General features: G+C 64.4%; 22 protein-coding genes, 2 tRNA genes and 1 pseudogene. 8 read left to right on the forward strand and 17 right to left on the reverse strand.

Annotated elements, in window-relative coordinates:
- Positions 1-188: 188 nt before the first annotated feature.
- Entirely contained in the window at positions 189-1,967 is a 1,779-nt protein-coding gene (locus BVG12_RS26365; protein WP_229503718.1) for a methyl-accepting chemotaxis protein, read from the forward strand.
- Between the two features lie 103 nt (positions 1,968-2,070).
- Positions 2,071-2,388 (forward strand): energy transducer TonB, encoded by a 318-nt coding sequence (locus BVG12_RS26370; RefSeq protein WP_179966295.1) that lies wholly within the window; start codon positions 2,071-2,073, stop codon positions 2,386-2,388.
- A gap of 176 nt (positions 2,389-2,564) precedes the next feature.
- On the opposite strand, the gene BVG12_RS26375 is transcribed toward BVG12_RS26370, so the two are convergent.
- The 3 genes from BVG12_RS26375 to BVG12_RS26385 are packed head-to-tail and all read right to left on the reverse strand — an operon-like array spanning position 2,565 to position 6,044.
- Positions 2,565-3,776 carry a YbdK family carboxylate-amine ligase gene (locus tag BVG12_RS26375; protein ID WP_229503719.1) on the reverse strand — a complete coding sequence of 404 codons (1,212 nt, stop codon included), beginning with the start codon at positions 3,774-3,776 and terminating at the stop codon, positions 2,565-2,567.
- Positions 3,773-4,981 carry a cation:proton antiporter domain-containing protein gene (locus BVG12_RS26380; protein WP_075794994.1) on the reverse strand — a complete coding sequence of 403 codons (1,209 nt, stop codon included), beginning with the start codon at positions 4,979-4,981 and terminating at the stop codon, positions 3,773-3,775. The genes BVG12_RS26375 and BVG12_RS26380 overlap by 4 nt, the downstream gene beginning before the upstream one ends.
- Entirely contained in the window at positions 4,974-6,044 is a 1,071-nt protein-coding gene (locus BVG12_RS26385; protein ID WP_156895745.1) for a hypothetical protein, read from the reverse strand. Before BVG12_RS26385 ends, BVG12_RS26380 begins: the two co-directional genes overlap by 8 nt.
- Positions 6,045-6,580: 536 nt before the next feature.
- Between BVG12_RS26385 and BVG12_RS35990 the strand changes: the two genes are divergently transcribed.
- Positions 6,581-6,736 (forward strand): Txe/YoeB family addiction module toxin, encoded by a 156-nt coding sequence (locus BVG12_RS35990; protein ID WP_441293443.1) that lies wholly within the window; start codon positions 6,581-6,583, stop codon positions 6,734-6,736.
- Between the two features lie 84 nt (positions 6,737-6,820).
- On the opposite strand, the gene BVG12_RS26395 is transcribed toward BVG12_RS35990, so the two are convergent.
- The 4 genes from BVG12_RS26395 to BVG12_RS26410 form a co-directional block, all read right to left on the reverse strand.
- Positions 6,821-6,896, reverse strand: a tRNA-His gene (locus BVG12_RS26395).
- A gap of 102 nt (positions 6,897-6,998) precedes the next feature.
- Positions 6,999-7,838, reverse strand: a complete 840-nt coding sequence (murI, locus tag BVG12_RS26400) for a glutamate racemase (protein WP_075794996.1) — start codon at positions 7,836-7,838, stop codon at positions 6,999-7,001.
- A gap of 153 nt (positions 7,839-7,991) precedes the next feature.
- The gene (locus BVG12_RS26405; RefSeq protein ID WP_075794997.1) at positions 7,992-9,527 is read right to left on the reverse strand and encodes a fumarate hydratase; all 1,536 of its coding nucleotides are present in this window, start codon (positions 9,525-9,527) and stop codon (positions 7,992-7,994) included.
- A gap of 35 nt (positions 9,528-9,562) precedes the next feature.
- Complete coding sequence (locus tag BVG12_RS26410) at positions 9,563-10,174, reverse strand: TIGR00645 family protein (protein ID WP_075794998.1); 612 nt, start codon at positions 10,172-10,174, stop codon at positions 9,563-9,565.
- A gap of 182 nt (positions 10,175-10,356) precedes the next feature.
- On the opposite strand from BVG12_RS26410, the gene acs reads away from it, so the two are divergent.
- A complete protein-coding gene (acs, locus tag BVG12_RS26415) occupies positions 10,357-12,351 on the forward strand; it encodes an acetate--CoA ligase (RefSeq protein WP_075794999.1) in 1,995 nt (664 codons plus the stop codon).
- Between the two features lie 86 nt (positions 12,352-12,437).
- On the opposite strand, the gene BVG12_RS26420 is transcribed toward acs, so the two are convergent.
- On the reverse strand, positions 12,438-12,710 hold the full coding sequence (locus BVG12_RS26420) for a KTSC domain-containing protein (RefSeq protein ID WP_075795000.1): 273 nt from the start codon (positions 12,708-12,710) through the stop codon (positions 12,438-12,440).
- Between the two features lie 153 nt (positions 12,711-12,863).
- Here BVG12_RS26420 and BVG12_RS26425 point away from each other — a divergent pair, with 153 nt between their 5' ends.
- Together BVG12_RS26425 and BVG12_RS26430 are read left to right on the forward strand one after the other, a co-directional pair.
- Complete coding sequence (locus tag BVG12_RS26425) at positions 12,864-13,790, forward strand: lipase family alpha/beta hydrolase (protein WP_075795001.1); 927 nt, start codon at positions 12,864-12,866, stop codon at positions 13,788-13,790.
- The gene (locus BVG12_RS26430; protein ID WP_075795002.1) at positions 13,787-14,716 is read left to right on the forward strand and encodes a lipase secretion chaperone; all 930 of its coding nucleotides are present in this window, start codon (positions 13,787-13,789) and stop codon (positions 14,714-14,716) included. Before BVG12_RS26425 ends, BVG12_RS26430 begins: the two co-directional genes overlap by 4 nt.
- A gap of 110 nt (positions 14,717-14,826) precedes the next feature.
- Here the strand turns inward: BVG12_RS26430 and BVG12_RS26435 are convergent, their stop codons facing one another.
- Together BVG12_RS26435 and BVG12_RS26440 are read right to left on the reverse strand one after the other, a co-directional pair.
- A complete protein-coding gene (locus tag BVG12_RS26435; RefSeq protein ID WP_075795003.1) occupies positions 14,827-17,526 on the reverse strand; it encodes a polysaccharide deacetylase family protein in 2,700 nt (899 codons plus the stop codon).
- A 91-nt stretch (positions 17,527-17,617) separates the two neighbouring features.
- Positions 17,618-17,983 (reverse strand): VOC family protein, encoded by a 366-nt coding sequence (locus tag BVG12_RS26440; protein ID WP_075795004.1) that lies wholly within the window; start codon positions 17,981-17,983, stop codon positions 17,618-17,620.
- A gap of 80 nt (positions 17,984-18,063) precedes the next feature.
- Between BVG12_RS26440 and BVG12_RS26445 the strand changes: the two genes are divergently transcribed.
- Positions 18,064-18,390 (forward strand): helix-turn-helix domain-containing protein, encoded by a 327-nt coding sequence (locus BVG12_RS26445; RefSeq protein ID WP_075795005.1) that lies wholly within the window; start codon positions 18,064-18,066, stop codon positions 18,388-18,390.
- A gap of 70 nt (positions 18,391-18,460) precedes the next feature.
- Positions 18,461-18,551, forward strand: a tRNA-Ser gene (locus BVG12_RS26450).
- Between the two features lie 43 nt (positions 18,552-18,594).
- Here the strand turns inward: BVG12_RS26450 and BVG12_RS26455 are convergent.
- The 7 genes and pseudogenes from BVG12_RS26455 to BVG12_RS26485 all read right to left on the reverse strand — a co-directional run bounded on the left by BVG12_RS26455 (position 18,595) and on the right by BVG12_RS26485 (position 25,108).
- On the reverse strand, positions 18,595-18,792 hold the full coding sequence (locus BVG12_RS26455; protein ID WP_075795006.1) for a hypothetical protein: 198 nt from the start codon (positions 18,790-18,792) through the stop codon (positions 18,595-18,597).
- 93 nt (positions 18,793-18,885) lie between these two features.
- Positions 18,886-19,601 (reverse strand): annotated as a pseudogene (locus tag BVG12_RS26460) (IS6 family transposase).
- A 192-nt stretch (positions 19,602-19,793) separates the two neighbouring features.
- On the reverse strand, positions 19,794-21,479 hold the full coding sequence (locus BVG12_RS26465; protein WP_075795007.1) for a M28 family metallopeptidase: 1,686 nt from the start codon (positions 21,477-21,479) through the stop codon (positions 19,794-19,796).
- Between the two features lie 56 nt (positions 21,480-21,535).
- Positions 21,536-22,870 carry an enoyl-CoA hydratase/isomerase family protein gene (locus BVG12_RS26470; RefSeq protein WP_083685436.1) on the reverse strand — a complete coding sequence of 445 codons (1,335 nt, stop codon included), beginning with the start codon at positions 22,868-22,870 and terminating at the stop codon, positions 21,536-21,538.
- A 52-nt stretch (positions 22,871-22,922) separates the two neighbouring features.
- Entirely contained in the window at positions 22,923-23,441 is a 519-nt protein-coding gene (locus BVG12_RS26475; RefSeq protein ID WP_075795008.1) for a MaoC family dehydratase, read from the reverse strand.
- Positions 23,442-23,502: 61 nt separating this feature from the next.
- Complete coding sequence (locus tag BVG12_RS26480; RefSeq protein WP_075795009.1) at positions 23,503-24,405, reverse strand: HpcH/HpaI aldolase/citrate lyase family protein; 903 nt, start codon at positions 24,403-24,405, stop codon at positions 23,503-23,505.
- Complete coding sequence (locus BVG12_RS26485; RefSeq protein ID WP_075795010.1) at positions 24,380-25,108, reverse strand: enoyl-CoA hydratase/isomerase family protein; 729 nt, start codon at positions 25,106-25,108, stop codon at positions 24,380-24,382. Before BVG12_RS26485 ends, BVG12_RS26480 begins: the two co-directional genes overlap by 26 nt.
- Positions 25,109-25,154 lie beyond the last annotated feature (46 nt).

The following is a 25,154-nucleotide window of genomic DNA, read 5'->3' on the forward strand; positions in this document are numbered from 1 at the left end:
ATCCTGTTGTTGTGGTGAAACATAATTACAGCGGTGCATGTTTTCTGTCTGCAAATCGCTGTTTTGATTTATCCTGACGGAAATGCGTCAGTCCACAGGGAAGGTGGACTTTCCGTAACAAAAAAGAGACAGCGCGGGGCCGCAGACACTCCTGCGAGTCTGATCACTTGAAACAGGGAAGATAAGGAATGAATCTAGCAAACATGAAGGTCGGCGTGCGTCTGGGCCTGGGCTTTGCCCTCGTGCTCGTGCTGCTGGTCATGGTCACCGTTGTCGGCGTCCTGCGCATGGCGCAGATTCAGAACCGGCTCGACCACGTCGTGAATGTCAACAACGTCGTGACCCGTCTGGTCGTCGACATGCGCAACAACGTGAGCGAGCGTGTCACGTCGCTGCGCACCCTGACCCTGATGACCGATCCGGCCGACATGGAGCCGGAACTGAACCGTTTCAAAGAACAGACCGCCAAGTATGAGGCTTTCCAGCAAAAACTGGCTGCCAAGTTCTCGGAAGAAGCGTCGGCTGAAGAGAAATCCCTGCTGAACCAAGTGAAAGAAGCCGAAGGCGCGGCCATGCCGGCCATCGCCAAGGCTTCGCAACTCTATCTGGCCAATAACGCGATGGACGCTACGCGCGTGATGGTCAAGGAAATCCGTCCGGCCCAGAAAAAATGGCTGGAGGCGCTGGACCAGCTGGGCAGCCTGGAAGACAAGCTGAACGCACAGACCCAGGTCGACGCCGAAGCCGCCTTCGCCAACGCCCGTAACTTCATGCTCGTGCTGCTGGGTCTGGCCGTGGCGCTCGGTATCCTGGCCGCCACCGTCATCACCCGCGGCCTGCTCAAACAACTGGGTGGCGAGCCGGGCTATACCGCCAAGATCGCCGGCAGCATCGCCGAAGGCGACCTGTCGATTGCCATCGACACCAAGTCGACGGATCGCGGCAGTCTGCTGATCGAAATGAAGCAGATGCGCAACAGCCTGGTCGACATCGTCAGCCAAGTGCGTCGCGGCACTCACACCATCACCACGGCGTCGCGTGAAATCGCAGCCGGCAACACCGACCTGTCGTCGCGTACCGAACTGCAAGCCAGCTCGCTGGAAAAGACCGCGTCGGCGATGGAAGAACTGACGTCGACCGTGAAACAGAACGCGGACAATGCCCGCGAAGCGAATCACCTGGCTGCGACCGCGTCCGACGTGGCACGCAAGGGCGGCGAAGTGGTGTCGCAGGTCGTCGGCACGATGGGTGAGATCAATAGCTCGGCCAGCAAGATCGCCGACATCATCGGTGTCATCGACGGCATCGCCTTCCAGACCAACATCCTGGCGCTGAACGCGGCCGTCGAGGCCGCACGTGCCGGCGAACAGGGCCGCGGCTTCGCCGTCGTCGCGTCGGAAGTGCGCAACCTGGCCCAGCGTTCCGCTGCGGCAGCCAAGGAAATCAAGCAGCTGATCGGCGACTCCGTCGAGAAGATCGGCCGCGGCAGCAAGCTCGTCGGCCAAGCCGGCGAGACGATGGACGAGGTCGTCGCCAGCGTCAAGCGCGTGACCGACATCATGAGCGACATCGCCAGCGCCAGCGCCGAACAGAGCGCCGGTATCGAACAGGTCAACCTGTCGATCATCGAGATGGACGGCATGACCCAGCAGAACGCCGCGCTGGTCGAAGAAGCGGCCGCCGCCTTCCAGAGCCTGCAGGATCAGGCCGCGGAACTGCAGCGCGTCGTCAGCATCTTCAAGCTGGCCGAAGGCGAGGAGCCGGCGGTCGCGGACGCACCGGCCCCGGCCGCCGTTGCCAGCCGCGCCGTGGTCGTCTCCCAAGCCAAGCCGCAGCTGAAGAAACCGGCACCGCGTCCGGCAAAAGCCAAGGCGCCGGTCCAGGAAGAACGTGGGGCCGATGCCCCGGCATCGACGGCGAAGAAAGTCGCAGCGGCAGCCGCCAGCGACGATTGGGAAGAATTCTGAGCCAGGACGGCTCGTCCAGCGCTGGTGACCGCACCGGCATCAAAAAAAACTTTGTTTTTCGGGGGTAATAAAAATGTCCAATAAGAAATTTGCTGTGAGCCTGATGGCTCTGCTGGTCGCAGGTGGTGCTGGTTCGGCTTTCGCAGGTGAAACGCCGGCATCGTTCGATCCGTCCAAGTGCAAGGTCGAATATCCGAAAGCGTCGCTGATGAACGAAGAGCAGGGCGTCACCTCGATGTCCTTCCTCGTCAGCGCCGACGGTTCGGTGGCCGATTCGAAGCTGGAAAAATCGAGCGGCTTCAAAGGCCTGGACAAGGCCGCGCTGAAAGGCCTGTCGGCCTGCAAGTTCAAGCCGGGCACCAAGGATGGCGCGCCGGCCCAGACCTGGACCAAGGTCGATTACTCCTGGAAGCTGGACTGATCGGCTGAGGATGCCGGCCTGCCGGCTCGGCGCCCCAGGTGAGGCTTTGCGTCCCCGGCATCTTTGCCGGGTGCGCACGAGACCGGCGGCATTGCGGCATCCACAAGCTTGAAAAGGGCGTCCCCGCGGGGGCGCCCTTTTCGTTTCCGGTCGGCGGTGTGCGCACCGTTCGTGATCTAGCCCAGCGGCGCGCCGTCTTCGAACAGTTCGCTGGCCATCCGCGCCAGGTCGTTCATGCCGCCGCCGGCGTCGAGATGGGCGCGCAGCCAGCGCGCCTGTCCGCCATCCTTCATGAGGTGGTCGATCACCTCGCACGCCTTGCCGAAGCCCGGGTCCCGCGAGCGGCGCCGCAGGCGTTCCAGGTCGGCGCGGATCGCGTCCGCGGCCGGCAGCGAGACGCCCGTTTCCGGATCGATCCAGCTTGCCTCCACGCCGTCGCGTGCCGCATTGAAGCGGTTCCAGATGTACAGTTCGCGGCTGGCGCTTCCCGGCCAGCGTCCCGGCTGGTCGGCCCATTCCAGGCACAACTCGCGCGCGTAGCACGCCAGCGCGGCCGCGTAGACGGGCTTCAGCGGCGTATCCAGCACGCGCAGTTCGATCGTCCCGTATTCCGGCTTCGGCCGCACGTCCCAATAAAAATCCTTGATGCTGTTGACGATGCCGTGGCCGGCCAGTTCGGCGAAGTGGGTGCGGAAGTCGTTCCAGGTGCGGAGCTCGTACGGCAGGATGCCGCTCATCGGGAACGCGCCCACGACGTTGCTGCGCGAGCTGCAGAAGCCCGAGACTTCGCCTTGCCAGCACGGCGAATTGGCGGACAGCGCGATGAACAGCGGCGCGCGCTGCGTGAGCCAGGCGCACAGGCGCATCGCCTCGTCCGGCGTGCCGGCGCCGATGTGCACGTGCATGCCAAACACGGTAAACAGTTTAGCCAGATAGCCGAATTTTCGTTCGGAGGCGAAATAGCGCTCCTTGGGGTAGATGCGCTGCTCGTTCCACTTCTGGAACGGGTGGGCGCCGCCGCCGGCGATCGACGCGCCGACCTCGAACGCGGCGCGCTGCACCGTCGTGCGGATATGCTCCAGCTGCTCGGCCGCCTCGTCGAACGATGTCAGGATCGCGGTCGCCACTTCCAGCATCGACGTCGTGATTTCCGGCGTGTGCACCCAGGGCTTGTCGTGCTTGTCCAGCAGGCGCAGGATGTCCGGCGCGGCCGGGAACAGGTCGAACGTGAGGCGGTCGAGCACCATCAATTCCAGTTCGATGCCCATCGTGCCGATCGTCGACGCCTTGAAGTCGGGCAGGTGGGCCGGACCCTGGCCGCTCACGGCTTGCGCCTGCGCGTCCTGTTTCAGTTTGCCCAGTGCTGCGTCGTTCATCAATTCGCTCATTGCGAACCTCCTCGATAGGTTTCGCCTGCCAGGTGCAGGCCGATCCAGGTCAGGCCCGGCGCCAGCAAGACGTTCAGGGCGAGCAGCGCCCCCATGACCGCGGTGGACGCCGGGTCGAGCCCCGTGTAGGCATTCAGGCTGTTGTCGACGACGAGACCGCCGTAGCTCACCAGGGAGCACATCGACAAGGCCATCGCGTGCTGCTTGCGCATGTCCCAGGCCGTGCCCGGCCACAAGGCCAGGCGGGTCGCCGCGAGACGGACCGCGAATACCGTCACGGCCGCCAGGATGGCCCAGCCGTGCAGCAGCCGCTGCAGGTCGACGAGCGCGGCCGACATCAGGAACAGCAGCACGTAGCCGATGTCCTGCGCCGTCTTCAACTGCGCCTGGAACACGTTGTCGCGCTTCTCGACATTGCGCAGCAGGACGCCCATCAGCAGCAGCGAGAGCAGGGCGCTGGCCGACATCACCGAGCACAGGCCCAGGTCGATCAGCAGGGCGGCCAGCAGCATGCCGGGCCGCAGCGTCGCCGGCACCTTGCACAACCGGGTCGCGAGCGCGTACACGCCGTACGACAAAACGGCGATCAAGGCACCCACCACGAGCTTGCCGCCCTGGCGCATCAGCTCCGTCGCGAAATCGCCGCCGGCATCCGGGCCGTGGCTGCGCGTCCACGCGAGCGTGACTCCGAGCGCCAGCAGCGCGACGAGGTTGGAGAGGCCGACCATATTCGACGTGGCGAAGGTGCTCGTGCCGCTGGCGTTTTCGTCCGCCACCATCGAACTGTGGATGACGGGATTGACGGCGATGAGGATCGAGCCGATGAAGATCGCGGCGCCCCACGGCAGGCCGAGCAGGCCCAGGGTCACGGCGGCGGCCGCGCCGCGCAGCAGCGTGGCCAGCAGCAGGCTCGCGCCCTGGCGTCCGCTGCGCAGCAGCCACGCCAAGTCCATCTTGCGGCCGACCTCGAACAGCACGAGCGCGGCGGCGCCGTTGAGCAGTTCCTGGAACTGGGTCAGCAGGGCGCTGTCGATGAAGCCGCCCCCGGTCGCGCCGAGCAGCAGGCCCGCGATCACGGCGCCGTACAGTTTGGGGATGCGGCAGCGCTGCAAGGTCAGGCCGATCACGAGCGCGAGCATCAGGCCGGCGCCCAGCACGGCCAGCGGCGACAGCAACCAGAGGGGCGTGGACAGTTCGTCATTCATGGCGCACCTCCCACGCATGGGCCAGCGCGGTCAGCTCGCGCTCGATCACGTCCGCGCGTTGTTTCGCCAGGTCTTTTTGGCGGTCGCCAGATGCCGGCGCGAGATCGCTGACGATGCGGGCACGCACGATGCCCGCATCGTCGCGCAGCGGAATCCACAACTGTCCGTTGACACTGCGGCCTTCCTTCCAGACGGCGATGAATTTGGCACCCGTGCGCGCGCCGGGTCGGGCCGGATCGAGCAGGGTGAAGGGCTGCAGCCATTCGGCGTCCGGGAAGCGGCGCGCCAGCTGCACCTGCATGCCGCTGCGCTGCTCGAGCCGCGCATCGTCGCGCGAATAGGGCAGATGGATGCGCGTCTGGCCGGTGCCCGAGGTCTCCAGGCGCAGGCAGGTCTTCTCGGACACCCAGCGCCACGTATCGCCGTCGAGCACGCGCGGCTTGCCCTGCGACGCATCGTGCCACGCGACATACAGCTTCGAGGCCACCGGCAGCGGATTGCCCGCATCGATGGCGTGCGCCGCCTTGGTCACATCGTTCCAGTGGACGGTCTGCCAGTCGCGCGTTGCGGGCTTCTCCGACGGCTGCCAGCGCCACAGCGCCGCGGACCACTGGCCGTCGTCGCCGCGCCAGATGGCGGCTACCTGCCGGGCATCGGCCGCATTGGTGGACACGGTGCGTCCGGTCCACGCGCTGTTCCACGGCGGCGCGTCCGCATGGATTGCCTGCGTGAGGCGGTGCCACGCGATGGCGGCCGGCGGCAGACAGGTGGCCGCCGGCGCCGGGATGCCGTGCCAGTACAGCATTTCCACATGCTGGCTCCAGGCGCAGCGGCGCATGGTCGGTTCGCCCATGCCCGACAATGCTTCGTTGAACGGAGCCGCGCAGTCGCCGGGACGGGAGCCGGTCAGTTGCGTGAAGTCGGCGATAGAGGGTGTCTTGGGTTCTGCCGGCTTGCGCTTGGCGGCCCGCGACGGCGGTGCAAGCAAGGCGCACAGCACGCAGGCGCCCGCGAGCAGGATCCTGTCAAAGCGCCGGCGGTGCGATGGCGGTGTTGGGGTCATAAGTGATCGGCCCTCGGAAGAGACCTCGGCGCGGCGGGCGTGGATGGCAGATCCGTCCCGGGGCGCGGAGGCGGGCGGTCGCAGCGCGGCCGTGCCGGCCGACGTCTGGACCCGTTGAAAGAGAGTGGATGCTGCGGGGCGCATCCGCGATACGGCGGAGCCGCACGGCGGCCAGGTCAACGCAATGCCTGCCGCTCGTTTTTTTTGGTGTGTACCGGGGTCAAGTATACGGCAATTAATTCATTTGCTCAAATATGATTGACGTAATTACATTTTCGGGATGTATTTTAGGGCACACGAAAAAGTCGGCGTACGGTTGGGTTACCGGCGAACGCGGCTCATCTTGCAAAATCGATCGCCCAGGCACGTTCCGGGCAGGCACAGCTTCGGGAAATCGTCGAACCTCCTGAAGCAGCTGAAGCAGGGGAGCAGAAAGATGCGAAACCTGAACTTCACGGATGAGGCCTGGAACAGCTACATTTATCGGCGGACGCAGGATCGAAAAAACCTTAAGCGCATCCATGACTTGATCAAGGATGCGCAGAGAGATCTTTTGCGGGAATAGTCAAGCCGGAGCGTTGAAGCACAGCCTGTCCGGGGGCTGGTCGCGGCGTATCGATGAGACGAATCGCCTCGTCTACTTGATCCTCGATGAGGAACTGGTCGTTCTCTCGTGCCGCTATCACTACTGAGCGCTCAGGCGAGGCAGCGATTCCAAAAACAAAACGGGTTGCAGCGATGACGCTTGCAACCCGTTGTTTTTACTGCGAATTCTTTGGGGTGGCTGATGGGACTCGAACCCACGACAACAGGAATCACAATCCTGGACTCTACCAACTGAGCTACAGCCACCACTGTCCTACTTTGCGTCTCGTTGTTGCCGAGACAGAACGAGATTATATAGGGTCATTCGCAATCTGGCAAATCGAATTGACCCAGCGGTGCAGGCCGGCCCTACGCCGACCCGAACGTGGCCTCGTGCACCGGCGGGTCGATGCCGATCAGGCTGTTGAACGCGGCCGACAGGGCCGTCGCGCTGGCGCTCGTGTACGCCTCCAGCTGCGCGGGCGCATCGGCGCGCGCGGCACGCAGCAGCCGTCCCGCATCGAGCAGGCGCACGAGCTGGCGTGCCACCGCTTCGCCCGTGTCGACGAGCGCGATGTCGCGCTCGCCCGTGGACGCGATCACGTCCTCGATCGCGGCCTGCACCAGCGGGTAGTGCGTGCAGCCCAGGACGAGCGTGTCGGCACCTTCGTCGAGCAGCGGCGTCACGTAGCGGTGCAGCAGTTGCAGCGTGCCTTCCGTGTCGCCCAGTTCGATCTTGTCGACGAGGCCGCGGCACGGTTGCAGCAGGAATCGCGCGCCCGTCGCTTGCGTGATCTGGTCGCGCAGTTGCAGGAACTTGGCGCCGGCCAGCGTGCGTTCCGTGGCCAGCACGCCCACCTTACCGCTGCGCGTCGCGGCGGCGGCCGGCTTCAGGCCCGGTTCCACGCCGACGATGGGCATGTCCGGAAAACTCTCGCGCATCAGCTTCACGGCGGAGATGGTCGCCGTGTTGCAGGCCACGACGATGGCCTTCGCGCCCCGTTCGACGAGGAAGCGGGCGACGGCCAGCGAGCGTTCGGCGACGACGTGTTCGGGCTTGTCGCCGTACGGGGCGAAGCCGGTGTCGGCCACGTAGACGAGGTGCTCGTGCGGGAGTTGCGCGCGGACGTGGCGCAGGATCGAGAGGCCGCCGAGGCCGGAATCGAAGATGCCGACGGGGGCGTCTTCGCGGTGTTCGTGGGTGTTCATGGGAAGATGGTAACCCAGCAGGGGAGGTTGCGGTATGCGGGGCGAAATCGGGTTCCCGCCGAGGCGGACGGCCGGTCCGGGAACGACGTGCGATTGATGCGGCAACCTTCGAACGTCGCCCCTGCGCAGGCAGGGGCCCAATTTCAAACGGCGTTACACCGTCGCGACTGGAATGCCCTTCAGCGACTCGATCTTCGCAGCCCATTCCTTCGGGCCGGTCTGGTGCACCGAGGTACCCGTCGCATCGACGGCCACCGTCACCGGCATGTCCTTGACTTCGAACTCGTAGATCGCTTCCATGCCCAGGTCTTCGAAGCCGACGACCTTCGCCGACTTGATCGCCTTCGACACGAGGTAGGCCGAACCGCCGACGGCCATCAGGTACGCCGACTTGTGGTTCTTGATCGCCTCGATGGCGGCCGGGCCGCGTTCCGCTTTACCGATCATCGCGATCAGGCCCGTCTTCTCGAGCATCATGTCGGTGAACTTGTCCATGCGGGTCGCCGTCGTCGGGCCGGCCGGGCCCACGACTTCGTCGCGCACCGGATCGACCGGGCCGACGTAGTAGATCACGCGGTTCGTGAAGTCCACCGGCAGTTGCTCGCCTTTGGCCAGCATGTCCTGGATGCGCTTGTGCGCCGCGTCGCGGCCGGTCAGCATCTTGCCGTTCAGGAGCAGGGTCTGGCCCGGCTGCCACGATGCGACTTCTTCCTTCGTCAGCGTGTCGAGGTTGACGCTCTTGCTCTTCTGCGTGTCCGGGGTCCAGTTCACGTCCGGCCAGGTCGACAGCGCCGGCGGTTCGATGTACGCCGGGCCCGAGCCGTCCAGCACGAAGTGCGCGTGGCGGGTGGCCGCGCAGTTCGGGATCATCGCGACCGGCTTGCTTGCCGCGTGCGTCGGGTACATGTTGATCTTCACGTCCAGCACGGTCGTCAGGCCGCCCAGGCCCTGCGCGCCGATGCCCAGCGCGTTGATCTTGTCGCACAGTTCGATGCGCAGTTCTTCCAGCTTGTTTTGCGGGCCGCGTGCTTTGAGTTCGTACATGTCGATGTCTTCCATCAACGACTCCTTGGCCATCAGCATGGCCTTCTCGGCGGAGCCGCCGATGCCGATGCCCAGCATGCCCGGCGGGCACCAGCCGGCGCCCATCAGCGGGACGGTCTTGAGCACCCAGTCGACCAGCGAGTCGGACGGGTTCAGCATGACGAACTTGGTCTTGTTCTCCGAGCCGCCGCCTTTCGCGGCGACCTTCACGTCGACCGTGTCGCCCGGGACCAGTTCCATGTGGACGACGGCCGGGGTGTTGTCCTTGGTGTTCTTGCGCTCGAAGTGCGGGTCGGCGACGATCGAGGCGCGCAGCTTGTTGTCCGCGAAGTTGTACGCGCGGCGCACGCCTTCGTTGACGGCGTCGGTGATCGAGCCGCTGCCGAAGCCTTCGAAGCGCACGTTCATGCCGACCTTCAGGAACACGTTGACGATGCCGGTGTCCTGGCAGATCGGGCGCTTGCCTTCCGCGCACATGCGCGAGTTGGTCAGGATCTGCGCGATGGCGTCCTTGGCGGCCGGGCTTTGCTCGGCCTCGTAGGCGCGTGCCAGGTGCTGGATGTAGTCGGCGGGGTGGTAGTAGCTGATGTACTGGAGGGCGGCGGCGACCGATTCGATCAGGTCTTCCTGTTTAATGACAGTCATGTGGTTCTCGCGGTGGGGTCTTGGATTACGTGGTATCAGTGGTGCTTGTTGTCACTCTGGGTGCTCATCATGATCCGGTCGGTGTAGGCGATCGCCATCGCCGACAGCAGGAACACGAAGTGGATGCAGGTCTGCGCGATGATCGTCTGCGCATCGTAGGATTTGGCGTTGATGAACGTCTTGAGCAGATGGATCGACGAGATGCCGATGATGGCCATCGCCAGCTTGGTCTTCAGCACGGACGCGTTCACGTGCGACAGCCATTCGGGCTGGTCGGGATGGTCTTCCAGGTACATGCGCGACACGAACGTCTCGTAGCCGCCGACGATCACCATGATCAGCAGGTTCGAGATCATGACGACGTCGATCAGGCCCAGCACGACGAGCATGATCGTCGTTTCGTTCAGCTTGTCAGGCAGCGGCGCGCCCGGCACGGCCACGGCCTGGAATACGTGGTGCAGCGCGTCTTCGTTGCCGAGCGCGGCGAGCACGAGGTCCTTGAGTTCGACCCAGAAATGGAACACGTAAACGCACTGCGCAAGGATCAGTCCCAGATAAAGCGGCAGTTGCAGCCAGCGGCTGGCGAACATGAAACTGGCGAGGGCGCTGCGTTTTTTTGCGCCGGACGAGGGTTGCGAATCGAGCATCTAAGCGGGCTTTCCAAAGCGGCTGCGGTCAAGACAGCTCAACATTCTACACCCGCCGCGCATTGCTGGCGCGGCCTTCGTCGCGCGCCGAACGTTGGTAGAATGGTATGGGAGACTGTAAGGGCTCAGTAAGCGAGGGCGCCTAAGGTATGCGGCAGAACATTACTACTATGGAGACTAGCATGGCCGAGAACGAGACCAATCAGCAGCAGGGCTTGCAGGAACATCGTGTGTTCCAGCCGTCCCCGCAATTCGCAGCGAATGCCGCCATCTCCGGCATGGATGCGTACCGGAAGCTGTGCGACGAAGCCGCCAGCGACTACGAAGGCTTCTGGGCCCGCCTGGCGCGCGAGAACATTGCCTGGCACAAGCCTTTCACGCAAACCCTCGACGAATCGGATGCGCCGTTTTATAAGTGGTTCGCGGACGGCCAGCTGAACGCGTCGTACAACTGCCTCGACCGCAACATCGAGAACGGCAACGGTGACAAGACCGCGATCATCTTCGAAGCCGACGACGGCAAGGTCACGCGCGCCACCTACCGCGAACTGCACGAGCGCGTCTGCAAGTTCGCCAACGGCCTCAAGAGCCGCGGCATCAAGAAGGGCGACCGCGTCATCATCTACATGTCGATGTCGATCGAAGGCGTGGCCGCCATGCAGGCCTGCGCGCGCATTGGCGCGACGCACTCCGTCGTGTTCGGCGGCTTCTCGGCGAAGTCGCTGCAGGAGCGCATCATCGACGCGGGCGCGGTCGCCGTCATCACGGCCGACGAGCAACTGCGCGGCGGCAAGGCGCTGCCGCTGAAAGCCATCGTCGACGAGGCGCTGGCGCTGGGCGGCTGCGATACGATCCGCGACGTCATCGTCTACCGGCGCACCGGCGGCAGCATCAACTTCCAGGAAGGCCGCGATCTGTGGCTGCACGACCTCGTCGACGGCCAGAGCGCGCAGTGCGAGCCGGAGTGGGTCGACGCCGAGCACCCGCTGTTCGTCCTCTACACGTCCGGCTCGACGGGCACGCCGAAGGGCGTCCAGCACTCGACCGGCGGCTACCTGCTGTGGGCCGCGCTGACGATGAAGTGGACCTTCGACATCAAGCCGGACGACGTCTACTGGTGCACCGCCGACATCGGCTGGGTCACGGGCCACACCTACATCTGCTACGGCCCGACGGCCGTCGGCGCCACGCAGATCGTGTTCGAAGGCGTGCCGACGTTCCCGAACGCGGGCCGCTTCTGGGAGACCATCGCCAAGCACAAGGTCAGCATCTTCTACACGGCGCCGACCGCGATCCGTTCGCTGATCAAGGCGTCGAACACGGACGAGAAGGTGCATCCGAAGAACTACGACCTGTCCAGCCTGCGCCTGCTGGGCACCGTCGGTGAGCCGATCAACCCGGAAGCGTGGATGTGGTACTACACGCAGATCGGCGGCGAGCGCTGCCCCGTCGTGGACACCTTCTGGCAGACGGAGACGGGCGGCCACATGATCACGCCGCTGCCGGGCGCGACGCCGATGGTGCCGGGGTCCTGCACGTTGCCGCTGCCGGGCATCATGGCCGCCATCGTCGACGAGGCCGGGCACGACGTGCCGAACGGGCAGGGCGGCATCCTCGTGGTGAAGCGTCCGTGGCCGTCGATGATCCGCACCATCTGGAACAACCCGGACCGTTTCCGCAGCGCCTATTACCCGGATGAGCTGGGCGGCAAATACTACCTGGCCGGCGACGGCGCGATCCGCAACAAGGACACGGGTTACTTCACGATCACGGGCCGCATCGACGACGTGCTGAACGTGTCGGGCCACCGCATGGGCACGATGGAAATCGAGTCCGCGCTCGTGGGGCACCCGATCGTGGCGGAAGCCGCCGTGGTCGGCAAGCCGGACGAGACGACCGGCGAGGCGATCTGCGCGTTCGTCGTGCTGAAACAGGCGCGTCCGACCGGCGAGGAAGCGAAGAAACTGGCGGCCGAGCTGCGCAACTGGGTCGGCAAGGAGATCGGGCCGATCGCCAAGCCGAAGGAGATCCGCTTCGGCGACAACCTGCCGAAGACGCGCTCCGGCAAGATCATGCGCCGCCTGCTGCGCGTGCTGGCCAAGGGCGAGACCATCACCCAGGATATCTCGACCCTGGAAAATCCGGCCATCCTGGAACAATTGAAGGAATCTGCCTGACCGTTCGGGCCTCTGATCGGTTACACTGATCACAGCAGAGTTGACGCCGCGCCGGGAGACCGGGGCGGCGTTTTTTTATTCCGTTTTTATTCCTCGCCGGGTTGCTTGAACAACGCATCCAGCTCCGCCCGTTTGCTGGCCACCGCCGCCCGCCCGCGCGTGCCCGCAAACTCTTCCTCGATATTGTCGCGATAAAAGCTCCAGGCGGCGCCCGACGTCGAGAACCGCCGCCAGACTTCGCTGCCGACACCCGAGTAGTCGATCGCGCTGCCGTCGTCGAATTCCACGCGCAGGATGCGCTCGCGCGCGTCGTAACCGATGGCGCGCAGCTTGCCCGCGTTGATGCGTTTCATGTCCATGGTGTCGTTTTCTCCTCATGTGATGCATGGATTATTGGGACATTCGCCTGATTCGGCAAGCCACGACGTCCCGCGCGGCCGTGCATGCCTTGTTGCGGTTTCCTCTTGTACGTACTCTGGCTCATCCGTATCGACCACAAAGGAGACCAACCGATGAAACGCTATGCCAAATGGCTGGCCGCGCTCTTGTTCGCGCTGTCGTTCCTGCCGCTGTCCGCATCCGCCGCCGGCTATACCCAGACCCGATATCCGATCGTGCTCGTGCACGGCTTCCTCGGCTGGGACAGCATCGGCCCCTATGATTACTGGTTCGGCATCTCCGACGCGCTGCGCCGCGACGGCGCCCAGGTCTACGTCGCCCAGGTGAGCGCCGCCAACAGCACGGAAGTGCGCGGCGAACAGCTGCTCACCTACGTCAAGCAAGTGCTGGCCGCGACCGGCGCCGGCAAGGTCAACCTGATCGGCCATAGCCACGGAGGGCCGACGGTGCGCTACGTCGCGTCGGTGGCGCCCGACCTGGTCGCCTCCGTGACGAGCGTCGGCGGCGTGAACAAGGGCTCGCAGGTGGCGGACGTCATCCGCGGCACGGTCGCGCCGGGAACGGTGTCGGAGGCCGTGCTGGGGGCGATCGTGAACGGCGTCGCCGGCACCATCGCGTTCCTGTCCGGCGACAGCAGCGCCCAGATGTCGACGGCGGCACTCGATTCGATGACGACGGCCGGCGCCGCCAAATTCAACGCCGCGCATCCCGAGGGCGTGCCCGTCACCGCCTGCGGCGAAGGCGCGTACCAGGCCCGCGGCGTCTACTACTTTTCGTGGAGCGGCGCGCAGCCGTTCACCAACCTGATCGACCCGCTCGACGGCCCGCTCAGCCTCCTGTCGCTGGCGTTCGGCGGCGAGAAAAACGATGGCCTCGTCGGCAGCTGCTCCAGCCACCTCGGACGCGTCATCCGCGACGACTACGGCATGAACCACCTGGACGAAGTGAACCAGGTCGCGGGCCTCGTCAACCTGTTCGAGACCAACCCCGTCACGCTGTACCGCCAGCACGCCAACCGCCTGCGCGAGATGGGCCTGTGAGCCGGAACCCGACCATCGTCATCGCGCTGGGTGCGGCCGGCACGGTGTGGCTGGCCGCGCTGGCAGGGCGGTCCACGCCGCCGGCGCCTGCCGCGCAGATCGTGACCGTGGCGCCGGCCGCGCAGCCGTTCGCACCGTCGCTGCAGGGCACGCGGCCGGACGGCGCCGTGCACGTGGCGCAGGACGACCGCATCGTCGCCGACGCCCAGCTGATCGAGCTGTTCGATTACTACCTCAGCACCGTGGGCGAGAAATCTCCGGATGCCGTGCGGATCGAAATCGAGCGTGAACTCGACCGTACCCTGAGGCCCGCCGCCGCCGCCGCGGCCAAGCGCGTGCTGGCGCGCTACATCGCGTACCGGCAGGCGATGGCGGCGCTGGAAACCGATGCGAGATTGTCCGGTCCGGACGCCGCCGCGCTGAAACGGCGCCTGGCGGCATTGCGCGGATTGCGCGCGCAGTACTTCAGCCAGCGCGAGATCGCCGCCATCTTCGGCCGCGAGGACGCCGCCAATGCCGACGCCCTCGCGCGCATGGAGATCCGCGCAGACCGCACGCTGACGGCGCAACAGAAGCAGCAGCGCCTGGCCGCGCTGGATGCGGGTCTGCCGGCCGACGTGCGGGCCGCGCGCGAGGCGCCTTTGAAAATCGTGCGCCTGCAGGAGGAAGCGGAGCGTCTGCGCGCAAGCGGCGCCGGCGAGGACGACGTCTATCGCCTGCGCGCCGAGGCGTTCGGTGCCGATGCGGCCGGGCGGCTGGCCGAGGTGGATCGCGCGGAGGCCGATTGGAAGCGGCGGATCGATGCCTACCTCGCGCAGCGCCGCGGCCTGCGCGACGAGGCGGCGGTGGCGGCGCTGCGCAATCGCATGTTCAGCGCCGATGAGCAGCGGAGGCTGGGAGCGTACGAGGCTGGCCCGCAACCTTAAAACGTCATTCCCGCGCAGGCGGGAATCCATACTGAGCCACAGAATTTGTTCAGCATGGGGGGAACAGCCCTGCGGGGCTGTTCCCGCCTGCGCGGGAACGACGGCGTTTTTTATAATTTCTCGATCTGCCCGCGCGCATACCCCGCGCCCGACCCGTTCGGCGCCAGCTCGAGATAGGTCTTGTACGCCGTCTTCGCCTTGTCGCCGTCACCCGCGCGCGCGTACGCGTCGCCCAGGTTCATGTACGCGATCGCGCGCGACGGGTCCATCTTGATCGCGTTCTCGAACCAGCGCGCGGCTTCCGCGAACTTGTCCTGCTTGTAGAAGACGAAGCCGAGATTGTTGGCCGCCAGCGCGAAGTTCGGCCGCAGTTTCAGCGCTTCCGTGAACTGCGCCTCGGCCTGCGCGTACTGCTTTTCCTTGTACAGCTGCAGGCCATGATCGTTGGCGCGCTGCGCCTGCTGACGGCTCGACACCGGCACCGCGGCGGGCGCCTTGATCGTCTGTTCGCCGCCTTGCAGGTCCTTCACGACGACAGGCGCGGACGGCGCCGACGCCTTCGCGTCCAGCTTGGTGTTGAGGGCGATGGCATCGTTCGACAACTGCGCCGTGTTCGTGTTCAGGAACTCGCTTTCCTCGGGCAGTTCGAACACGAAGTCGCCGCCTTCGGAACCCGGCAGGCTGCCGAAGGCCGGCGTCTGCTGCGACACGCTGGCCACCGCCGGCGCCACGTACGCCGCCAGTTCCGTCGCGGTGATCAGGCCGTCGCCGTTCAGGTCGGCCTTGCCGCCGAGCCCCTGCAGCAGCGTCCATGTGAACACGGAGTGGCCGTTCGGACCGCCGTCCGACACCATCTGGTCCGTGCCGCCCGCCGTCAGCATCTGGCGGCCGAGGCGTTTGGCGTTATCGCGCAAAAAGGCCGCGTTGGCGCCGCCGCGCGTCAGACCGAGGCCGCTGTAGCAGGCGTCCATCACGAACAGCACGTGCTTCGCCGGCAGGCTCTCGGCGATGTTCTGGATTTCCGTCATCGGGATGGCGTCGCTGGCCAGGTTCTCCGGATCGGCATCGTACGGCACGATGTAGCCGAGATCGCGGCCGGAACTCAGCTTGCGCGTCGCGCCGTGGCCCGCGAAGAACACGAACACGCGGTCGTTGGATTGCAGCCCGCCGCTTTGTCCACTGTTTCCGCCGTGGCCGGCGAGGTCGTGAAACGCGGCGAGGATGCCGCGGCGCGTGGCCTGTTCGTTCTTCAGCGTGATCACGTGGTCGGGCGCGAAGCCGAACTTCTGCACGAGCGTCTGACCGACGCCTTCCGCATCGCGCACGGCGTACTGCAGGTGCGGCCATTTCGGATAGCCGTCGACGCCGACGACGATCGCCCACGAGCTGGCATACCCCGTCGCGGCCGCGCGCGCGACGGGCGCCGGCGCGGCACGCGCGCCGCCGGCCACGCGGAAGGCCGCGCCGTCCCAGCCGGCGAACTGGTAGCCTTCGGCGACGAGACGGTCGAGGATCGCGGGCAGCGCCTTCACGGTGCGCTCGTGGATGTCGTGGAACAGGATGATGCCGCGGCCTTCCTTGTCGACCGCGCGCAACACGCGGTCGGCGATGGAGGAGGGCACCGGGTCGGCCCAGTCGAGCGAATCGATGTTCCACATGACCGACTTCAGGTGCGCATCGGCCAGCAGGTGCATGCCCTCCTTGTTGCGCGCGCCGTAGGGAAAGCGGAATAGGCTCGATCGTTGCGGATCGACGGCTTTCAGCAGCGTGTCCGTATCGAAGATCTCGGCTTTCAGGGCGTCCCCGCTTTCCTTCGACAGCTGCGCATGCGTGAAGCTGTGATTGGCCAGCACATAGCCCGCGGCCTTCAGCTTGCGGCTGACTTCCGCGCCCGCGTTGAGGCGCGCGGCGCCGTGCGCATCGAGCGTGCCGAGGTTGCGCCCGACGCTGAAGAACACGGCCGGCGCATCGTACTGCTTCAGGATCGCGGCGATCTCCTCGCTGTAGCGGCGGTGCGGACCGTCGTCGAAGGTCAGCACGATCGTCTTCTTCGGCAGGCCCTTGCCGAAGATCTCGTCCTCTTCCTTTTGCGCCGCCTGGTCTTTATCTTGTTCCGGCGGCTCGGGCTTGGCCGGGTACGGCAGCACGACGCCATAGTCCTTGAGGATCCGGTCGCGCTGGTAAATCGTCTTGAGGTAGGCGACGTAGCTGTCCCACTTCTCGCGCTTGAGCACGATGGAGCGCGACTCGAAGCGCCCGAACACGGCGCGGATCTCCTTCTCGTAATTGCGCTCGATCTCGGCCAGCGCGTCGAGGTCTTCCGAGATGCGTTTATGCAGCTTGATCGCCGGCAGCGACGAATCCTTCGCCACGCGATCGAGCAGCGACTGCATCAGCTCGCGGAACGCAAGGCGGTCCGCATCGTACAGGCCCTCGTTCGACTCGACGTAATCGAGCAGGCTGCCGATCGCCTCGAAGCGGCGCGGATTCTGCGACCCGACGAGGCTTGCCAACGCGTCGTCGACCTTCGCGATGCGCTCCTGGTTCTCGTGGAACAGCTGCTGCCCGACGCGGTTGACCTCTTCCTGTCCGGCTTTCGAGAGGCCCGCTTCGTCCTGCGTCAGCACGACCATCTTGCGATAGGCGGCCAGCACCTGCTGGAAGTCGGCGGCGATGGCGGCGGCTTCCTTGGGTTGTCCTTGCGGCTGTTGCGCCTGGGTTGCCGGCTTGCGGTTGGCGAGCCAGGTGCCGCTTGCGGCACCCGTCGCGGCGACGGCGAAGATGACGAGGTAGAGGGCTTTGCGTTTCACGGGGGTGTTGAAAAAGTTTTATCATGGCAACAATATCACTATCGCCGTGACTTTTGCCAACGAAAACTTAACCTTTGTGATAACGCAACAATCAGGACGACGACAGCACGAACGTGTTGCCGTCCGGGTCGCGGAACTTGGCGAACGAACCCCAGGGCTGGCTGGTCGGCGGCTCGATGAACTCGACGCCGCGCGCGCTGAGCTGGCGATAGGTCGCCTCCACGTTGTCGCAGGCGAAGGCGCCATTGAAGAACGTGCCGATGCGGTCTTCCTGGCCATCCGGCGTGAACAGCACGACGCGCGTGGCCGAGCGGGCGATCCGCAGCTCGATCCAGCGCGTGCCGGGGCCCATCGGCTGGTCGGTGGCGATGTCGAAGCCGAGTTTGTCGGTATAGAAGGCGAGGGCGCGGTCCTGGTCGGCGACGGGGATGCCGACGAATTTCAGTTGCGTGATCATGGGATAGTTGATGTCGTTGTGGTGCCCGCCATTATCGTGGCAGTATGGCGCTCGACGTGCTTTTAAAAACCATAGTATCGATGACTACCCGATCCTCCGCGCTGGACGCCTACGTGTTCGACGTGCTGATGCCCGACCTGGTCGGCCACGACCGCCGCCCGGCCGCCTTCGTCGTCTACCTGTATCTGCTGCACAGCGCCCAGGCGCTGGGCCGCGACCGGGTCCCGGCGAGCCTGCAGACGATCGCCGTGAAGACGGGGCTGTCGAAGTCGGCGGTGCAGGTGGCGCTGCGCCACCTGAAGCGGCGTGGGCTGATCGGTGCGGAGGAGGTGGGCACCCCCGTGAACCCGGTCCGCCACGTGCTGCGCCCTTGGCGGCGGCGGGCGGAAACGATGCCGCCAGCATGACACTCTTGTACTGCCGAGAATCCTTGTTATAATAGGCGGCTTCGCGGACAAGCGGTCCGTGAACCCATCAGGAGAGATGGATGAGTGGTTTAAGTCGCACGCCTGGAAAGCGTGTATAGGTTCATAGCCTATCGGGGGTTCGAATCCCCCTCTCTCCGCCAGAATACTCAAGCCCTTGAATATCAAGGGCTTTTTTGTTTTTGTTCAGGAATCCGCCTGGTCGGCATCGCTTCTAGCGCTGAGCTTGGGTTTAAGTTGGGTTTTTTGCCGAATTGCATCGTCAAGTTTTGCCACTTCAGCCCGGTCATCGCTACTGCTGATCCATTTCGCGTAAACCTGAAAGAAGACCTGGAGACTGTGGCCGAGCTGTTTGGCGAGGAAGGCAGGCTTGAGCCCATTCATCAATCCCAGCGTCGCGTAGGGTGCCGCATGTTGTACGGTTCTGGTGCAAATCCCGGATGAGCGACAAGCTGATGGCGGCACGATCCTGGTAGCTCAGACAGCGAGGACAGCGGCCCAGATTTCAGACGGAGTTTGCCCTTGAGCAGTCAAATCACGCAAATCGAACTGGCCTTTGCGAATGCGATGCATGAGCTCGACGCTACGAATTGCGATGGCGGCCGAACTGAACTTCTTTAGTCCCAGCATCGGGCCCAGCCTCGACTTCACGTTGCGATGGTCCTGCTCGATCAAATTGTTCAGGTATTTTGATGAGCGAAGTCTTGTAGACCCGTCAAGTTGGCCTTGCTGCTGGAGTTCTCGGACGGCCCGGTGAGAAGCAGCGTGGCCGTCCAGCGTAATCACGTCGGGCGAATATCCCTGCGAGCGAACAGCCTTGCGAAAGAATGCCTTGGCCGCGGCGACATTGCGTCTCGTGCTGAGCCGGAAGTCGACAGTCTGGCCTACAGCGTCAACTGCCCGGTAGAGATAAGCCCACTGGCCGCGGATCCTCACATAGGTTTCGTCGACGCGCCACGAGGCTCCTGGCCGGACAGCGAAGCGCCCCAGCGCTTGTCGAATTCAGGCGTGTAGCGCTGGACCCAGCGAAGGATGGTCGTGTGCGAGATCGACAGGCCTCGCTCGGCCATCATCTCGACGAGGTCACGGTAGGAAAGCTTATAGCGCAGGTACCAGCGCACGCGAAGCACGATGATTTCCTGCTCGAAGTGGCGGCCCCTAAACAGGTTGCTGTTGCTCGGATGGTTACGCATGCTGGGCAAAGCTCGTCATTCTAGCCGAGCCGTAGGTTTGCACCAGAGCCGAAAAGATCCCATAACGCCTCACAGCAAACGTTGGCGATACAGGTCACCAAGGTCGCCCAACTCGAAGAACGCATCGCGTTGTATGGGGCATTTTTACATGTATCTCGGCTGCCCCTTTGACGATGGCGCTCCCCTTCCACGTCAGTTGCGCTGAGACGCAGTCTCATCGCGGATCGCACGGAACTCTGAGTCCATGTTCCAGTTGGGCCAACGCCGCGAGTTCGCCAGGTCACGGCCGAATTGATGAAGGATCTGCAGATCCCGAGCCATGCCGGTAAACGGCCATGATGCTTGCCATTCATCACTACGCTGGTGGTAGCGGTGGGCATTGTAATCGGCCGCCTCGGCGTCGCCTGCGGCGGTGCCGCCGTCGTACCAATCGTTACCGGACTGAAACCATAGCGCCGGAACCCCGCGCTTGGCGAATGAGAAATGGTCGGAGCGGAAGAAACGGCCCGCCTCCAGATGCGGATCGGGCGTGAAGCGCACATTCCAGCGCCGCGCGGTGGCTTTCAAATCGTCAAGCAGTTCCAGCTTGGCGTTGCCGGCGGAGGTGAAATTATGCGCCGGGCCGTGCGGGTCCAGGATGTCGACATTGATCACGCCGGCGGTCTTGGCCAGCGGATACAAAGGATTGGCGACGTAATACTCCGAACCGAGCAGTCCGCGTTCCTCTGCGGTCACGACCAGGAATACCACCGAGCGCTTCGGCAACGGTCCGTGGGAGAACTGGCGGGCCAGTTCGAGCAGGCTGGCGGCGCCGCTGGCATTGTCGAGCGCACCGTTGAAAATGTAATCGCCTTTGGCATCGGGCGCGCCGGTGCCCAGATGGTCCCAGTGCGCGACGTAAACCACCGATTCGTCCGGATAGAGGTGCCCTTCGATCCGGCCTACCACGTTTTGCGAAGTGATCGTGGAAAGGTTGACTGCATATTGCGTCGAGAACCGCGCATCGCCGAGTTCGATCGGCTGGAAGGCGCGGGTCTGTGCCGTACGCTTGAGCGCTTCGAAATCCAGGCCGGCACGCTGGAACAAGGCCACGGCAGTGTCGCGATGAATCCAACCCTCCAGCAAGGGATGCGCCGCCGCCGGATTGGTGCGAACGATGTCGAAGCGCGGCAGGGTATCGGTATTGCGCACCGAGTCCCAGCCGTAGGACGCCGGCGCGGTCTCGTGCACGATCAGCATGCCTTTGGCGCCGCGTCGCGCGGCTTCCTCGAACTTGTAGGTCCAGCGGCCGTAGTAAGTCATCTCGCGGCCACCGAAATCGCCGCTACCGGTCTCGAAGTCCGGGTCATTGATCAGCACCAGGGCGATCTTGCCGTGCAGATCCACTCCCTTGAAATCGTCCCATTGGCGCTCGGGCGCGTTGACGCCATAGCCGACGAAGACGATCGGCGCATTGTCGATGGCCACCGTGCCGGAACCGTTCAAAGTAGCGCGCATCACGATTTCCTGCCCCTGGGTCAGGGTTTGCTGCGTGCCGGCCAAACTAATGGTCGCCTGTGGCGTCCCCACGTTTTCACTGCGCAGCAGCGGCACCGCCTGAGTCCAGCCACGCTTGCCGTTGTGCACGTCGCCGCCCGGCTGCAAGCCGGCGTGGCCCATCTGCGTGATCAGGTAACCAACACTGCGGTTTTCTCCGCCGGTGGCCGGGGCACGGCCTTCGTAAGTGTTGGATGAGAGGATTCGTACATCCTCGGACAGCCGCTTCGGCGACAACGCCGCTATGAAAGGCGGCGCGAACGTTGCTGAAGGTGGTACCAGTGGCGCCGCGTTCGCCGCACCGACCATGCCGATCAGAGCACACAAAATCAGATGCTTCATCTATTTCTCTCCTGCGTAAAAGAAGTTGACCAAAGGGGCATGCGTTGAAGCGCCGATCAGGCGCGGCGCAGCCAGAACTGTTCCAGGTTGTCGAGGATTTCCTTGCCGTACATGCATTGCGCCTGCTCGCGGCAGAACGTCGCCATGTACAGGCGGAATTGCTCGATCGGTTCGACGGCCTGGCGGAAGGCCTTGCGGTTACTGACGATGCCATGCGTGCCCATGGCCATCATGTCGTCGGCGGCGCGGTCGATCGCGGCATCCATGTCTTCGCGCGCCACCACCTCGTCGATCAGCAACCGGCCTTCGGCGCTGTCCACGTCCAGACGCGCGTTGCGGTAGATCAGCCGGTTCGCCAGCCGCCGTCCCAGGTATTGCGGCAAACGCAAGTTGGCCAAGCCGGGGATGAAGCCTTCGGCGCGCGCCGGAATCGACACGAAAGCGCCACTTTCGGCGATCGCATGATCACAGACCAACAGCAGCTGACAACCGCCGCCGATGGCATGGCCTTCCACCGCGGCGATCCACGGCTTCTCCACACCGCGATCAGGCACGTCGGTGAGTGGATCGCCTCCACCCCACAGCCCACGCCAGAGTTTGCTGACCAAACCCAGCTCGCGCTCGACATAGAACCGGTACGGCAACTGCCCGCGATAGAGCTTGGTCAGATTGACCCCGGAGCAGAACACCCGCCGCCCGCGATACTTGGGATGCTGCATCACCCCGCCGCGCAATACACCGACCTGTACTTGAGGATCGAGCAACGCCACATCGACCGCGATTTCCATCGCATCGACCAGTACCTCGTCCTCGGCGTTGAGGCAATCGGGGTTGTTGAGCAGCAGATGTGCCTGATGGCCGTGTCGATGCAGGGCGACCAGGCCGAGATCGAGTTCGCCCGTGCTCTGGAACTGTGCCAGCGCCGCGGCCGATTCCGGCCGCGGTTGACGCATCGATGCCATCAGATGTCTGCCCACCGACGGGATCGCCAACCATTGCGCCAGCACCAGGCCCAGGCTCAGCTCGAATCCGTATTTGTCCTTCAGTTCCAGTTTCGCATCGGCTGCCAGTTGCTCGGGTCGTGGCAGCAGCCCGGGCACGATGTCCGGAACGGCGGCCAGCAATGCGTCGAGCCGATGCATGCGCCGGAAGTGATCGGTCAGTTCGCGATAAGCGCGCTCACCGTGGGTGGCGACGAAATCGGCGCGCGCCTGCGCATCGGTAGCACGCCAGGCGCGCCGCTGTTCCGGTGTCGACCGCGCCACATCCGATTCGAACCTGGCCAGGCCGTGCTCGAACCAGCGCGCTAACCGTTGCGTGTCTTGCGCGTAACTCTCTGCGCACGGCGACGGCGGGGCGGCCGCCCATTCCTGCAAAGTTGCTGTATCCATGATGGTTGGTTCACTCGCTGACAGTGACAGGGCTGGATCGGGCTACAGGCATTCAGTAGTCGATCCGATCCTCGACCGCATGGCCGCGCATCGGCACCAGCACGGTGCGCTTGTATTCGCACACCACGGTGCCGTGCTGGTTCTTGCCGGTAGTCTTGACCTCGACGATGCCGGCGTTCTTGCGTGAGTTCGACAGCCGCTTGGACAACACTTCGGATTCACCATACAAGGTGTCGCCGACGAACAGCGGCGCGGGTAGCTTGATGTCGGTCCAGCCGAGATTGGCGATCGCCTTCTGACTGACGTCAGCGACGCTCATGCCGCCGAGCACCGAGACGGTGAAACCGCTGGCGACCAGGGTGCGGCCGAACTCGGTGCCCTTGCCGTACTCATTGTCGAAATGCAGCGGATGGGTATTCATCGTCAGCAGGGTGAACCAGATGTTATCGGTCTCGGTGATCGAACGGCCGGGACGATGCTGGTAGAGATGACCGACTTCGAACTCTTCGTAGTAGCGGCCGTAGCTGGCACGGAATACGTTCGGGGCGACTTCCTTGATGCTTCGCGTCATTGGGGTTTCCTCAGGCAATCAAGCTAATGGTGCGCGCCGAAATGACGGCACGCGGCGGCAATCAGGTTTCGGCGTACAGGCGCAGCATGGCGCGGGCATGGGCGACGAACGGCGGCGCGATCACGCGCCCGTCCACCACCGAGAAGCCGGATTTGGCGCGCCCGTAATCGGCGATGGTTGCGCGCCAGACGTCCATTTGCGCTTCGTCGAGAGTGAAAATACGGTTGGTCACGGCGATCTGCGCCGGATGCACCATCGCCTTGGCGGTGAAGCCCTCGGCGCGCCCGGCCAGGCATTCCTGCTCGAACCGATCCAAGTCCATGATGTCGGCGCCAGTGCGAAAACCGGCGGTATCGATCGCAGGGATGCCGCGGCCGGCACAGGCCACGCAAAAGCGCGCCCGCGCGTAAGCGATGTAGGCCGGATTGGGCCGATACATCGCCGCTTCCATGTCAACCCGGCCGAACATCATTGCATCGCTGGCCTCGGCGATCTCTTCGACGTGATCCACACCGCGCGGCGTTTCGACGATCGGGATCAGGCGGGTGCTGCAGCCGGCATCGTTCAGCACCGCACGACACAGCTCCAACTCACTGCGTGCTTCAGTCTTGGGCAATTGAATGAACGACAGACCGCTGTCGCCGTCACACAGGCGTTTGGCAACCGTACACAGATCCAGCAGACCGTCGCGGGTCTTGAGGCTGTTGATGCGGATGCCGAATCCCGGTCTGCGCCCGGCGAAGCTGCTCAGATCGAGCCGGGCAAAGACTTCGCGCGCCTCATCCTTGTGGCGGACGTGGACCGAGTCTTCGAGATCCAGGATCACCATGTCGGCGCCGAAGCCCGGATCCGGCAGCAAGGGATCGAAGCGCAGCACCGAGGTATTCAAATACGAGACATCTATTTTCATCGCAAGCTCCGGCTCGAGGGCAAGGTGGTCAGGATCGTCCGCGCGCGACGTCATCGCAGCGCGTCTGCGCCGCCATGAAATGCCCCAAACCGGTTTCGTAACCGCTGCTATGCGCTTCGCAGATCAGGCGGCGGCACATCTGCAGGGCGACGCCATCGTCCTGCGGCAGGCGCGCTGCAAGCTCGTACACGTACTGGTCGAGCTGATCGGCGCCGAGCACACCGTCGATCAAACCTGCTTCGCGCGCGCGCGAAGCATCCCAGGTTTCGCCGAGCAGCAGCAGCCGGCGCGCGGCGCGAGCACCGATCAGCCGCGGCAGGCGATTCACGCTCAGGCCCGGCAGATGCCCGTCGCGCACCTGTGGGCAACCGAAACTCGCGTTGGCGGCGGCAAAACACAGATCGGCGGCCACCGCCAGTTCGAATGGCGCGCCGACACACAACCCATGGACCCAGGCGACGCTGATCACCGGTAACGATTCCATCCGCTGGATCTGCTGTTCCAGACGGCGATGTTCGCTGATCCGCAATTGGGTATGCGCTTGCGCGTCGCTGGTGACACTGGGATAGCGCAACACCAGCAGTGCGATACGGCCATCATCCTCGATCTTATCGAGCAAAGCGCCAAGCTGCTCGATCAATGCCGAAGGCTCGTGACCGATGTCCGCGCCGTCCAACCAAAAGATGCCGACTTCACCGCCGCGGATGGGAGCACGGTCGAGCACGAGGTCCAGCTCGATGCTGTTCAATTGATTCATTCGATGATCCTCCATGTATGGGTCTGCATCCGGGAATCGCGCCGGA

This window comes from Massilia putida (genome assembly GCF_001941825.1).
Taxonomy (GTDB): Bacteria; Pseudomonadota; Gammaproteobacteria; order Burkholderiales; family Burkholderiaceae_D; genus Telluria; species Telluria putida.

Coding starts and splice junctions, on each gene's coding strand:
- BVG12_RS26465 (WP_075795007.1), bottom strand. CDS start 21,479: ATGAAGCATCTGATTTTGTGTGCTCTGATCGGCATGGTCGGTGCGGCG.
- BVG12_RS26385 (WP_156895745.1), bottom strand. CDS start 6,044: ATGACCCCAACACCGCCATCGCACCGCCGGCGCTTTGACAGGATCCTG.
- BVG12_RS26420 (WP_075795000.1), bottom strand. CDS start 12,710: ATGGACATGAAACGCATCAACGCGGGCAAGCTGCGCGCCATCGGTTAC.
- murI (WP_075794996.1), bottom strand. CDS start 7,838: ATGAACACCCACGAACACCGCGAAGACGCCCCCGTCGGCATCTTCGAT.
- BVG12_RS26445 (WP_075795005.1), top strand. CDS start 18,064: ATGACTACCCGATCCTCCGCGCTGGACGCCTACGTGTTCGACGTGCTG.
- BVG12_RS35990 (WP_441293443.1), top strand. CDS start 6,581: ATGCGCAGAGAGATCTTTTGCGGGAATAGTCAAGCCGGAGCGTTGAAG.
- BVG12_RS26425 (WP_075795001.1), top strand. CDS start 12,864: ATGAAACGCTATGCCAAATGGCTGGCCGCGCTCTTGTTCGCGCTGTCG.
- BVG12_RS26370 (WP_179966295.1), top strand. CDS start 2,071: ATGGCTCTGCTGGTCGCAGGTGGTGCTGGTTCGGCTTTCGCAGGTGAA.
- BVG12_RS26455 (WP_075795006.1), bottom strand. CDS start 18,792: ATGAATGGGCTCAAGCCTGCCTTCCTCGCCAAACAGCTCGGCCACAGT.
- BVG12_RS26380 (WP_075794994.1), bottom strand. CDS start 4,981: ATGAATGACGAACTGTCCACGCCCCTCTGGTTGCTGTCGCCGCTGGCC.
- BVG12_RS26405 (WP_075794997.1), bottom strand. CDS start 9,527: ATGACTGTCATTAAACAGGAAGACCTGATCGAATCGGTCGCCGCCGCC.
- BVG12_RS26485 (WP_075795010.1), bottom strand. CDS start 25,108: ATGAATCAATTGAACAGCATCGAGCTGGACCTCGTGCTCGACCGTGCT.
- BVG12_RS26470 (WP_083685436.1), bottom strand. CDS start 22,870: ATGGATACAGCAACTTTGCAGGAATGGGCGGCCGCCCCGCCGTCGCCG.
- acs (WP_075794999.1), top strand. CDS start 10,357: ATGGCCGAGAACGAGACCAATCAGCAGCAGGGCTTGCAGGAACATCGT.
- BVG12_RS26480 (WP_075795009.1), bottom strand. CDS start 24,405: ATGACGTCGCGCGCGGACGATCCTGACCACCTTGCCCTCGAGCCGGAG.
- BVG12_RS26365 (WP_229503718.1), top strand. CDS start 189: ATGAATCTAGCAAACATGAAGGTCGGCGTGCGTCTGGGCCTGGGCTTT.
- BVG12_RS26440 (WP_075795004.1), bottom strand. CDS start 17,983: ATGATCACGCAACTGAAATTCGTCGGCATCCCCGTCGCCGACCAGGAC.
- BVG12_RS26375 (WP_229503719.1), bottom strand. CDS start 3,776: ATGAGCGAATTGATGAACGACGCAGCACTGGGCAAACTGAAACAGGAC.
- BVG12_RS26475 (WP_075795008.1), bottom strand. CDS start 23,441: ATGACGCGAAGCATCAAGGAAGTCGCCCCGAACGTATTCCGTGCCAGC.
- BVG12_RS26410 (WP_075794998.1), bottom strand. CDS start 10,174: ATGCTCGATTCGCAACCCTCGTCCGGCGCAAAAAAACGCAGCGCCCTC.